The organism is Paenibacillus maysiensis, from assembly GCF_000520815.1.
Classification (GTDB): domain Bacteria; phylum Bacillota; class Bacilli; order Paenibacillales; family Paenibacillaceae; genus Paenibacillus; species Paenibacillus maysiensis.
In genome coordinates, this window is record NZ_ASRY01000249.1 from 1 (window position 1) to 11,014 (window position 11,014).

Sequence of the window (11,014 nt, forward strand, 5' to 3'; positions counted from 1 at the left end):
TGGCTGAAAGGGACCATAAAAGCGTAGGCTTTCATAGCCGATCCCATCTGATAATAAGCTCAAGTGTGTTCATGTCTCCTTTCCAGATGTGATGGCTGTTCCACCCCCTAAACGTTAATCCAGTTCCTGTCCGTCATTTTCGATTTGAATATGCCCGCAATATAGACACTGGTGGGTACAGTTTTGGGTTAGAGCGGGCTGACCTTCGATCCTCATGTCGCTTTTCCCGTTCAGCCAAGGCATAGTAAGGACAGGAATACATGGAGCTTTTTTCACTCCATAAATATCGACCATCTCACTGGCTTGTACAGCCGGATTAAGCGGACTGGAGCAATTTCCAAAAGACTTAATGTTCACTCCAGGCACATAATCCCCAATGTTCATCTGTGCTTTATTTTTGACATACACGCCGTGGCTAAAAGGGCGCTTCAAACGGGTAGGCTGTGTACCATAACTACAGCTTAAAATCGCACCTGCCACCACGTAGCTTTTTTTCGCGCCTGTTCCAGGCTGCACATTAGCTTCTTCCATCCGCATTATTCCTCCTTCGTTGCCATTTCCACTTTTTGCACTCGAACACCTGTGAATGGACGGCGTAGCAGACTTTCCGCCACAGCCAGATTGATATAAATATGAGATTCCACCAGGCCAGCGACTCGAAACATAGGCGATACGATTTTCCTGTGTCTGAGTACCAAATGCTTTAAAGTATGGTCGGGGTACCACTTGGTATGTGAGGAAAGACAGTCCAGCACAGGAGGACGCAACACCCAGTACACATCCTGCCTGGCTTGCTGAAAATTGGTGAGTATGGCTGCTTTCCATTCAAGTCCCGGCATATATTTTTCCAACAATGTTTTCATCGGGTCTGAAACCAGCGGCAAAGGGAACTCAAGGAAATCCGGATATACGGTTCGTGGATCTGTATGTACAGCTAAAAATAGGGGAGTGTCCTCCGCCTGAGTTCTGTGATCCGAGAGGATGTCTTCCACCTGCAATGGAGACAGGGAAGCAGGCTCCACCCGATGCTTTATGCGCTCATCCACCATGAGTCGAAAATATCTCATTGTATCCAGTCCCCTTTACTTACCGCGTCTGTTGCCTGTGTAGCCATAAGCCGAGACTGGGATAGAGGGGGCACTTCCACAGCAACCAAGCCAATGGATTCGCTTAGTTGGTCATCCGTAAAGCTTACCCCGTTTACCTTTGCCCCTGTAAAATCAGTTCTTACTAAACAGGCATCCGTAAACGAAACGCCAGTAACATCGGCTCCTACAAAACAGGCATCTGTCAGATCCGCTCCGTTGAATGAAGCTCTTTGCAGCGAGGCATCTTGGAAATCAGCCCCTTGAAGCTGCGCATTTTGAAAACTGGCTCCCGGTAAACTCGCTCTTGTAAAATCCACTCCATCCCATCCTAGAGGCTCCCAATCCAACCAAGCATCTGAACCATAATCGCTATTCCCTAAAACGGAGTCCAGTACAGCCTCCCTCAGGGAACAACCGCTAAAATCTGCTCCGTGAAGCAGGCTGTACGAAAAGTCGGTCTCATCTAGCTGAGCTTCTTGCCACACGGTTCCTACGAGAATGCAGCTATGCAATCGACTATGTTCCATCCCGATCTTCCTAAAAGCCGTATAGCGAAAATCCAAGGAGCTGTAATCTCCACCAGACAGATCGACTTGGGCCAACGCTTGGTAGCTGTAGGCTAATTCTTCTTTTTCTTCCATCCAAGACTTTATTACGTTCGCATCCATTGGTCTGCGATCTTCCCGGTATACGGACACACTGTGATCCATATACTCTCCGACACGAATCTCAAAGACTTCTTCACGATCCAACGCCTGAAACTCTGGTAAACCAACCGCTTGTTTCATAGCCTGACGAATCAAACTAACGACCATAGTATGAAGATGTCCCGCTGCTTCCAACATAATCTGTTCCAATTCAAGTTCGGAAAGGGTTACCTGCTGTTTCAAGGTTTCAGTCAAAAGTTGTTCTCGTAGATGAGTCCAATAGGAAAAAATCCAACTTGCATCATACTCAAACTGAATGGGTTCAGCATCAAGCATCCATAAGGCATCCGTAGCCTCGACAAGATAAACAGGCTTTTGTTCAAGCCATGTGGTACGTAGCATAGAGTAGGTGATATAACCGATATTATCTTTAAAACCATCTAGCTGTTTTTGCCGAATCAACTGACAAAAGGTGTGAAAATGTTCCACCATATGCTGTAGTCGTTGTACTTGAGTTGCTTTACATTTTAGCGCCCATTCTTTACGAATAAGAGACCATGCCTGATGAAGATTCGCTTGCTGCTGATCTATCGCATCTGTCTGCTTTTCCACTTGTATTCATCCACCACCTTAATTTGACTTCACTTCGCTGCCTTTCATGTCCGCTGAACCGCTTAATTGAATATGACTGCCGTTACAATCCATACGGAGCTGACTACCTGCGGACAGGCTCATCGTTTTACTCGCAGACAGACTGAGATTGCCCCCTGCCGAAATATTCACTTGCTTATTACTCGTGATATGAATGCCTTCTTTATCGTCCAGTTTGATATAAATAGCGCCGTCCTTGCCTGTAACGACCAATTCATCCGGCCCCAGTCGTATTTCCTTGCCATGCGGGGTACGCCATATTTTCATTTGCGGATTGGAAAAATGGTTATGCGTGCTCTTGCGATCTGCCCGTCTCACCGCACCACCCGCCACGCCGTCTTCTTCACGACTGCCGGGGAAATAGAGGGAAACCGAATCGCCTTTTTCCGGCATCACATACCAGCCTGTATGCCCCCCAGCACTATACACGGTGGAGTAGTTGAACCAATGCGCCTTATTCACGTCCTGTGTTTCATCACAATCCAGATGGATGCGTACCTGATCCTGGCGAACGTCCAGCACGATACCACTTAACGAAGCGCCTGCCAGCTTTTCCTGGTAATAGCTTCTTTGCCGCAATCCCTTGTACGAAGCAAGCACATATTGATGCCGCAGTTGTCCCTGACTCATGTCGGTATAGGCCTCGATCACATAGAGGCTGTGTCCCTGAAAGGTTAATTGAGCGCCCAAATCCAGTACCTCATCCGTGTCCACCTCGTAAAAAATAAAATCATTTTCGTTCAGCTTCGTCTGCTCATTTTCCTGAAAATAACGAAACGGCAGCAGTTGCTTGCGTACCGTGTAACGAGTATGATCCAGTACAGCCTGTGCAGGACTATCCTCAATCCCAAAATAAAATTTGGGACTGTCAAAACGGGCTACAGGCATTAAGCTCGTATGATACCTGGAGGCCATGCGTCTTAAAAACGCCCAGTCTGTTTCCTGATACTGGATAGCAATCCGCCCGATGGCTTCTCCGCCAGTAGCTCCATCGATGACATCCAGCCCTTCATAATCCTTTCCGATCTGCTCCAGCATCTGAGGAATTGTCATTTTCGTATATTGAAAAGAACGGGTACGTTGCTTAATGTCCATCCGGTAAGTATGGGAGATAGCTTCGACCTCCAGATAGTAAACCCCGCGCACGATTTTTACCTCGACTGAGAGGGCAATTCCACTGAATAGTGGCTTGTTTGCGCCAGATTCATCCCGTTGGCTTACCTCAATGACGGTGTTTTTTTCTGTCGTTGCCACATAGCTGTCCTGCATGTCCTCAGGAATCACACCTGTAAAATACAACCGTGTATGCTCGTTAATTTTTTTCGTTAAGGTAAGCTGCTGGAGATCAACCAGCTCATAAGGGTGAATTTGAATATTGTCATAGCCGAGAATCATAGCAAAGTCATTCCTTTCTCAAACACAGGATAGGAGGGAGGCGAAAGAACAATGAGCGATTGAGTCAGATGTTCTGCTACAGGCATCCACGCCTCCATATTGGATTCCAGACAATTGAAGGTGCCGACCATGACATGCCCCTTATGGATGAACAGCAGCATTTCATTATATAAATTAGCGTCTATACCTGCTGCTACGAAACGGATCTTCCCGATGGATAACCCGGAACGATTCATGGTGAATTCGGTGCCTTTCCAGTTACGAATCGGCTGTACAGACCGTAAAACGTCCGCCATTTGCTCCATAAACTCCGGGAGTTCGTTCACTTCGAGCGACGTTTCTGTAGGATTAAAGGTCATATTGACCGTCCCCTCCAATGAGGCATAAATCACCTCAGGACGGTGCTCCGAAGGATATTTGAAAGTAGCTTGCTCCGTTGGCATAAGACTAAAAGATTTGGGAATATTGAACCCAATTTGCCCATCCCAAATCGTTCTTGGTACCAACGTGAGATGATCATTTTCAATATGAAGTAGCTTTGTTTCTTCAGACATGGAGCTCATCTGTTCCAATTCCTGAGATTGAACTGGAATGGATTTCACATTATCGTTATTAGCCGTTGCATGATCCATAACTTTAGCATTGAGGCTAAGAATGTGCTCGTCAAGATAGTTCATAGAAAGCCCCTTTTCATGAAGTACGTGAGAATGTATTTTAATAATTTTAGATAGGAGGAGATATTTAATCATCAGCCCAGCATATGTATTTATCGGTTGAAAGAGAGATTTATTTTACAGAATGACCCATTGGTTGGGGGATTTACTATGTGTATTTTTGGAAGCAGGTGATATGGGAGGGAAATGTAGAGTAGAAAAAAGCATAAATAGGTGATAAGAAGGAGTATATCCTTTCCATCCTCTCGACACATGTGGAGTGTACAGTGTTACTAAAATGGAAGGGGCAGGATTAGTTCCTACGCCCCTTGTTGTTCCAACGTCCTTACGGATTGAGGACGGGAAATGTTGTAATGTATGGCTTTGATTGAACCGTCTTCATTGACTTCGATTTTTTGTATAAGTCTTTGAAGTACCAGCTTCAAGACTTGTTCATCGTCAATATCAAGTTCGGTGAAGCGGGATATTTGCTTTCTAAAGGCACGGAGTTGTTCTTCCGTGTCTTTTTTTGTTTCAAGTAGGCTTTCAATCTCTGCCTTTCTTTGGGAAAGCCTACCTTGTTCCGCTTGGATATGTTCATTCTGTGCTTTGAACTGTACTATACCGATAACCTTTTCTGAGTAGAGTTCCAAAAGGTTTTGAAATTCATTGTTAAGCTTCTTCAGGCTTTTTGTGACGCTGGCAAGTTCTTTTAAGTGTTTGGCATGCTGTTCATTAGCCTTTGTGTTTGCCGCCCCATAGAGCCTTTCTAGCTTGATGTTGTCAGTGATCAGTTCCTTGAGGTCGTCTTTAACCACTTGCAGTAAATTGTCGTATCCAATGATATGAGAGGAACAGTAAGACGTTGAGTGCTTCACATAGCCAACGCATACATAAGCCCCGCCGCTCTTTTTTCTTCTGTCTTTACGGAAGGTCATACCCTTACCGCAATCAGCACATACGGCAATGTGAGCAAATAAACTTTCACTACCGTTACTATTGTTCCTGCCTTTTTTCTTCATCTTCTCCAATACGGCTAAGTGCTCGTCCATTGTGATAATGGCAGGGTGTGCATTTTCATGGACTATTTGCTCGCTAGGGTCTACACGCCTACGCTTCTTGGAGATAAAGTCTCTTGTCTCTTCACGATGATGTACAAGAGTGCCTGTGTAGACAACGTTTTTGAGAATCACGCTTACAGAACTTTGATTCCATAATGTTCCTTGGTTGCCGCCGCCTGATACAGTTCTAGGGGTTGCAATACCTTTGCCTATGAAGTAATTGCTGATTTTGTACATGCCCCAATCCTGATACAGATAGAGGTCGAACATTTCTCGAACAATAGGGGCGTAGTCCTCGTCAAGTACTAGCTTCTTGCCATCACGTTTGTAGCCAAATGCAGGTAGTGAAGCCTTGTGACCCCTTCTTTTGCACTCACCCGCAAACCAAACTTTATACGCTCGGATAACTTTGCGCTCTCTTCTTCAGCTAGTACCGCCTTCAAGTTGAACATGAGTTTGCTAGTGCTTGTTGCAGTGTCGTAATTGTCTTCAGGCAAAATTAGACGTATGTCCATTGACTCAATTGCATGGGCGGTCTGTAAATTCTCTACAGTGTTTCTGCCTAGCCTAGATACTGATTTTGCAATCACAATGTCAAACTTTTTCTTCTTTGAATCTTCTAGCAGTTGCTGAACTGCTTCCCGCTTGTCTCTAGTCGCCCCGCTGACACCATCATCAATATATTGATTTGAGATAGTCCAACCATTTTGGGCGGCTAGACTTGTAGCATATGAAACTTGGTTCTCAAGGCTGTTCTTTTGAGCATCTTTCTTTGTGCTCACACGGGCATATATTGCAACTCTCATTTGAATACCATCCCTTCTGTTTCCGTTTCAGAAGGAATAGCATCTGCTCTAGTCCCATCGTATGGAAATACGAGTATTTTGTCAATTTGACCACTTATTACTGATAGTAGAATGTCCTCAAGGTTGGATGTACCTGTAAATTCCCTTTGAATGTTCATCTTCATCATCTCCTTGCTATCAGTGGTCGCTCCATGTAGGGAGAAAGGTGCAAGTAATTATTTTTGATCTATTGCTTGATTGACAAGCTCTATTAGAAATATAATTAAACCAGTCTTTCAAATGGGGTGAAATGGATGTCTTTCCGTATCGTTCGAGGTATTTAGTTTTCGGGCTGGAAAAAACGCGTACCAGCCATCAAGGGGGTAGTCTGCCCTTTTGGTCTCATGAAGCTAAAACATTGAATGATATCGGTCAACATTTTATCCTCATTGGAAGGTGGAATAAAAATGAATCCATTGGAATACAAAGAGTTTTATGATAAAGTCGGCAAAATCAACGGTTGGGATTTCAGCAATGTGAAATGCGTTTCTGAAGGAACAAGATGGGATTTGTATCGTGAAGTAACGAAGGTCTGCAAGAAATCAGATATATTGCTTGACATTGGTACTGGTGGCGGAGAAGCTATCTTATCAATAGCTGAATCTGCACTACTTCTAGTCGGGATTGACCAATCCACTGGAATGATTGAAACCGCAACTAGGAATTCTGCTAAATCAGGCATACCTAATGTACGCTTTCTAAAGATGGAAGCTGAAAACTTGAGTTTTCCTGACGACTTTTTTAATGTAGTCTCTTGTAGACATTCAGAATTCTTTGCTAAAGAAGTTGCAAAAGTTTTAATTAAGGGCGGTACATTCCTCACTCAGCAAGTAAGCGAAAACGACAAATCAAATATTAAAGAAGCGTTTGGAAGAGGACAGGCATTTGGTACAAAGGCAGGTACATTAAAGCATCAATATATTACTGAATTAAGCGAAGCGGGCTTTAGTGACATTCAGGCATTTGAATTTAATGTTATTGAATATTACCAAACGGCTGAAGACCTGATTTTTCTACTAAAGCACACTCCAATTATTCCCGACTTTGGACGGACTGAGGTTGATTTCCAAATACTCCAACAGTTTATTAAGGAAAATCAAAATCAGAAGGGTATTAGGACAAATTCGGAACGCTTTATAATAGTTGCTAAGTACTAGAGATTGAATGCAAAAAGGATACTCGTTAATTGGGTATCCTTTTTGTTTATAACGCTTTATAAAATGGCGAGTTTTGAAGTGCAGGAGCGAATATTTCGTGAAGTTGCCCTTGCAAGTCTTCTTTATAGAGTTCAAATACATCAGCGGGATGAGGGTCTAAACTTGAAGAAGCCTGTATTTGTAGGTCTCGCAACCGTTCTTTCACCTTCCGCCCCAACTCGTTCCATAACTCAGGTTGTTGTTGCAGACCTATAAGCATTGCCCTGTCAGCCGCCTTCATATCAGGCGGGAAGGAAGCGGGGAGGGTAAATGTCATGCCTTCATATGGATTGGTAAAATAATCATCCTCATTCTTAAACCTTGACCGTTGTATTTCAACCCGCCACCAATGAGGATGATTTTGGGGTAAGTTTTGGCGTTCTTTATATCCCTTGTCATAGAAATTTATGCGTTTGTCCCCGTTGCCACTTCCGATAACGATAGATTCTAGCTTGCCTGAAGGGGCATAATAGACAGACCTTTTCATGGAGCGGGGAGTGCTGATTGAAAGACTGGACAAGTCATAGCCGTGATAGTCAATCGCAAAATCAATTCCTGTCATGCGGGGATGCTTCGTAAAGGCAATGATTTTCTGCATTTCTTCAAGGGTATCCCGCCCGTGTAATGTGTTTGGATTAAAGTCTACCCTAACATTTTCCTTCCTCTTTTCCCTGCTATTTATCTGAATGAAACTTCCATCCACGCACTTGATATTCATATCGTAGTCGCCCTGTCGGGTGCTCCTGTAAACTACATCAACATAGGGATTCAATTCTAGCGACTTGAAAAAGTAAGACAGGTCGGAAATGTAAGCCAATGCAGAAACACGGTCTATTGAGCATGTTACGTCTTTCAATCTTTTTCACCTCCCCTTGTCCGAAAAGTACATTATTTACGGATGTTATAGTGCCGTTTTAGTCTGCCGTTAGAAAAATAGTATCAACGTCAAGTTCCTTTGCCTGTAAAAAACGCTTCAACTCACTCTCACGAATCCATACAGGCTTGTAAGATACTCCACGAACACTACTAGGGGTCGCTTCATAACATAGACCTTCATTCTGACACCAAGACCAAATGCGTTGCACGGTGTAAACTCTCGTAGGACTTGCCTTGGTTAGTAAATTAGAAATTTCGTTCAATGTGTACATTCGCATGATTAGCACCGCCCTGTAACATAATCGTGTAAACTCTGAGCGTTGATAACATATGCCCCGCCCTCAAAATCTGCCTTGAGTTTCCCTGTCTGTATCAGCTTGTGTACCGCCGCTTCAGTTTTCAATCCTAGCTTGGTCATTGTCCCACCAATGGTAAAGTTGCCTGAACGTGCTACAACGGGCGCAGGGGCTTCCTGAAGGGCTATCCCGCTTCGACTAGCGTATTTCTCAAGACTACTCACTATTATTCGTGTCTTACCGCCTTCAGGTTTGCCTTGTTCCAAGTACCCGTATTGGCTGAGTCGTAGAACCTCCTGTTCGGACGTGCCTAGCATTGTTGCGGCTTTAGTGAGTGAGACCATCTTATTGTTGATAATCATTGTCGCTACCTCCTGACGTATCGTTAAAAATGAACTTCTCTAATCCCGATTGTGGGATTCTGATGACCCGCCCAACCTTCATAGATAGAATAGTGTTGTTCGAGACAAGCCTATGAATCGTTCGATAGGAAACCCGTAGCAGGTCTTTAGCTTCCTGCATTGTCAGCATCTGTTCCAATGCTTCCAACTCCTTTCAAATATTGTCATCTACAATATAGGTAATTGGGGCAGCTACGGAACACACAGAGCGTAGACAGGGATAGAGACGTGTAATAAGTCTTTAATAGGAATCGAAATATTCCGTTCTCATGAAGAAAAGCGGGGCATAAGCAAGCTAAGGTAATTAAGGGCTGTAATGATGGTATCTAGGAAAATTTAGTCATTGGCTAAGTGAGAGATTTAAGAATAGGGGTACGTTCTAAAGCATTTTATTTTGATAGGAAGACAGGTATATTAGCTTTCTTCATGTTAATAATAGAAGCACACGCTCATTGTTTTCGCCCCGCCGATATGGTTGGGGCTTTCTTTGTGCGTACAGAAGATATTTGCCAAAATTTCAGACGGGTATGACAAGCCTTAACATCGGCTCAGATGTAACTGCCTTTTCGCTAGGCAATGGGTAGGGGGTATAATAAAAGAGCGACTGTTATCAGCCGCCCCTTCAGTTGAGCAAATGCTATTCCTGTAATTTGTTTTCAGTATCAACTCAACACACGTGGAGTGCGTGGTAGTAATATATCGAGATGAGAAGCATTGAGGTAGAAGGGATTAAGAGTAACTTGAATATGTTCCCGCATTCAAAAAATGCTTTAGAGTTGAGTGCGGGAACATATTTTATTTACATACACAAGGCATGTGGAACCGAATGTGCTGTCAGTGTAGAAGATTCCTAGAGTTGAATGGCGGAAATAGTAAAGAGAGGTGGCAAACCCCTCTTTTTATTGTTAGGTGTTATTGAACTGTTGGTATATCTATTACCCCTAGCTTTCTTCCTAAAACAAGAAGCTCATCATAGGGATCGCCTTCTAATCCAAAAACTTGAGCAAAGGCAGGCTCAGTTTTAACTCCTTCTTCTTTTAAACGAATAATCTCATTTCTTATGCGAGAATAACTTGTTAATAGGTGATGCTCAACCATCATGTGGAGGTAGGCATTTTGTTGTTCAACTGCCCTAGGTTGACCAAATAATTCAAGTTCAAAACCACCAAATTCAAAATTCGCTTTTATAGTTGGTGTATTTCGTATCCTCTTTTCTTTTAAAACAAATTTATCATGCTTACAGTATAGAGAGTGAATCTGGTGCTTAAAAGCTTCAAATTCGTGAACCTCCATTATAATATCTAAGTCGGAACCCTCCACATCAATTGAAATTGGTATGGTTCCACATAAAACAGGATGATATTGAGCCAAATCATTTAAGATTCCTAAACCGTTAATGACATTAAACGCCCGACGCTGAATTTCGTTACCAGATTTTAAATATGTGATGGTTTTAAATATAAGATGACCCCCTGAACAGTTTAGTTTCCCCTTCAAATATATCACCGTTAATGTTTATTTACATAAATTGAATATTCAAAAAGTATTAGGCGATCAAAAATTCATAAACTCAGTGAAACTTTAGATTCAGAAGAGTTAGGCCCTCGGAACTGGTCGGAGGCTTTTTTTGGTTCCATATATCCCCATGAATATGCTATAGTGTAAGAAATAAAGAAGAATTATGCAATATTTAGTAGGGTAATGGTTTGTGTTGTTTCGTTAGTCGTGGGTATATAGTCCTTTTGTATGAGTTGAGATATTCCATTGAGGTGAAAGTGAATGGCAAGAACATATTATGCAGAAGGCAGACAAGTTGCTTATGTATTGAGAGGGCTATTTATTATAGTCGGACTTACTATTTATTTTAAAATACCTGGTCTACACTGGGGATACCTTTTTGGTATC

The 11,014-nt window shown here is 43.0% G+C and carries 13 protein-coding genes; 1 reads left to right on the plus strand and 12 read right to left on the minus strand.

The window, feature by feature from the left end:
* Positions 1 to 114: 114 nt before the first annotated feature.
* The 8 genes from L696_RS0117490 to L696_RS30585 form a co-directional block, all read right to left on the minus strand.
* Positions 115 to 531: a DUF4280 domain-containing protein gene (locus tag L696_RS0117490; RefSeq protein ID WP_025684793.1), complete on the minus strand. Its 417-nt coding sequence runs from the start codon at positions 529 to 531 to the stop codon at positions 115 to 117.
* 5 nt (positions 532 to 536) lie between these two features.
* Complete coding sequence (locus L696_RS0117495; RefSeq protein WP_025684794.1) at positions 537 to 1,067, minus strand: hypothetical protein; 531 nt, start codon at positions 1,065 to 1,067, stop codon at positions 537 to 539.
* Entirely contained in the window at positions 1,064 to 2,347 is a 1,284-nt protein-coding gene (locus L696_RS0117500; protein WP_025684795.1) for a pentapeptide repeat-containing protein, read from the minus strand. The genes L696_RS0117495 and L696_RS0117500 overlap by 4 nt, the downstream gene beginning before the upstream one ends.
* A gap of 18 nt (positions 2,348 to 2,365) precedes the next feature.
* Entirely contained in the window at positions 2,366 to 3,781 is a 1,416-nt protein-coding gene (locus L696_RS0117505; RefSeq protein WP_025684796.1) for a phage baseplate assembly protein V, read from the minus strand.
* Positions 3,778 to 4,458 carry a hypothetical protein gene (locus L696_RS0117510; protein ID WP_025684797.1) on the minus strand — a complete coding sequence of 227 codons (681 nt, stop codon included), beginning with the start codon at positions 4,456 to 4,458 and terminating at the stop codon, positions 3,778 to 3,780. The genes L696_RS0117505 and L696_RS0117510 overlap by 4 nt, the downstream gene beginning before the upstream one ends.
* 296 nt (positions 4,459 to 4,754) lie before the next feature.
* Positions 4,755 to 5,732: a recombinase family protein gene (locus L696_RS32030; RefSeq protein WP_245233387.1), complete on the minus strand. Its 978-nt coding sequence runs from the start codon at positions 5,730 to 5,732 to the stop codon at positions 4,755 to 4,757.
* 68 nt (positions 5,733 to 5,800) lie between these two features.
* Positions 5,801 to 6,301, minus strand: coding sequence for a recombinase family protein (locus L696_RS32035; RefSeq protein WP_245233388.1), 501 nt, complete (start codon positions 6,299 to 6,301; stop codon positions 5,801 to 5,803).
* The gene (locus L696_RS30585) at positions 6,298 to 6,459 is read right to left on the minus strand and encodes a hypothetical protein (RefSeq protein ID WP_155985422.1); all 162 of its coding nucleotides are present in this window, start codon (positions 6,457 to 6,459) and stop codon (positions 6,298 to 6,300) included. Before L696_RS30585 ends, L696_RS32035 begins: the two co-directional genes overlap by 4 nt.
* 288 nt (positions 6,460 to 6,747) lie before the next feature.
* Here L696_RS30585 and L696_RS0117525 point away from each other — a divergent pair, with 288 nt between their 5' ends.
* Positions 6,748 to 7,497 carry a class I SAM-dependent methyltransferase gene (locus L696_RS0117525; RefSeq protein ID WP_025684798.1) on the plus strand — a complete coding sequence of 250 codons (750 nt, stop codon included), beginning with the start codon at positions 6,748 to 6,750 and terminating at the stop codon, positions 7,495 to 7,497.
* 46 nt (positions 7,498 to 7,543) lie between these two features.
* On the opposite strand, the gene L696_RS0117530 is transcribed toward L696_RS0117525, so the two are convergent.
* From L696_RS0117530 to L696_RS0117545, 4 genes are all read right to left on the minus strand, one after another.
* Positions 7,544 to 8,392, minus strand: a complete 849-nt coding sequence (locus L696_RS0117530) for a hypothetical protein (RefSeq protein ID WP_025684799.1) — start codon at positions 8,390 to 8,392, stop codon at positions 7,544 to 7,546.
* 300 nt (positions 8,393 to 8,692) lie between these two features.
* Positions 8,693 to 9,070 (minus strand): hypothetical protein, encoded by a 378-nt coding sequence (locus L696_RS0117535; RefSeq protein ID WP_025684800.1) that lies wholly within the window; start codon positions 9,068 to 9,070, stop codon positions 8,693 to 8,695.
* On the minus strand, positions 9,054 to 9,239 hold the full coding sequence (locus L696_RS32770) for a helix-turn-helix domain-containing protein (RefSeq protein WP_425339325.1): 186 nt from the start codon (positions 9,237 to 9,239) through the stop codon (positions 9,054 to 9,056). Before L696_RS32770 ends, L696_RS0117535 begins: the two co-directional genes overlap by 17 nt.
* Positions 9,240 to 10,021: 782 nt before the next feature.
* Entirely contained in the window at positions 10,022 to 10,570 is a 549-nt protein-coding gene (locus L696_RS0117545; protein WP_025684802.1) for a DUF4269 domain-containing protein, read from the minus strand.
* Positions 10,571 to 11,014: the final 444 nt, after the last annotated feature.

Coding starts and splice junctions, on each gene's coding strand:
- L696_RS0117535 (WP_025684800.1), bottom strand. CDS start 9,070: ATGATTATCAACAATAAGATGGTCTCACTCACTAAAGCCGCAACAATG.
- L696_RS0117505 (WP_025684796.1), bottom strand. CDS start 3,781: ATGATTCTCGGCTATGACAATATTCAAATTCACCCTTATGAGCTGGTT.
- L696_RS32035 (WP_245233388.1), bottom strand. CDS start 6,301: ATGAGAGTTGCAATATATGCCCGTGTGAGCACAAAGAAAGATGCTCAA.
- L696_RS32770 (WP_425339325.1), bottom strand. CDS start 9,239: ATGCTGACAATGCAGGAAGCTAAAGACCTGCTACGGGTTTCCTATCGA.
- L696_RS0117510 (WP_025684797.1), bottom strand. CDS start 4,458: ATGAACTATCTTGACGAGCACATTCTTAGCCTCAATGCTAAAGTTATG.
- L696_RS0117495 (WP_025684794.1), bottom strand. CDS start 1,067: ATGAGATATTTTCGACTCATGGTGGATGAGCGCATAAAGCATCGGGTG.
- L696_RS0117490 (WP_025684793.1), bottom strand. CDS start 531: ATGGAAGAAGCTAATGTGCAGCCTGGAACAGGCGCGAAAAAAAGCTAC.
- L696_RS30585 (WP_155985422.1), bottom strand. CDS start 6,459: ATGAACATTCAAAGGGAATTTACAGGTACATCCAACCTTGAGGACATT.
- L696_RS32030 (WP_245233387.1), bottom strand. CDS start 5,732: ATGTACAAAATCAGCAATTACTTCATAGGCAAAGGTATTGCAACCCCT.
- L696_RS0117525 (WP_025684798.1), top strand. CDS start 6,748: ATGAATCCATTGGAATACAAAGAGTTTTATGATAAAGTCGGCAAAATC.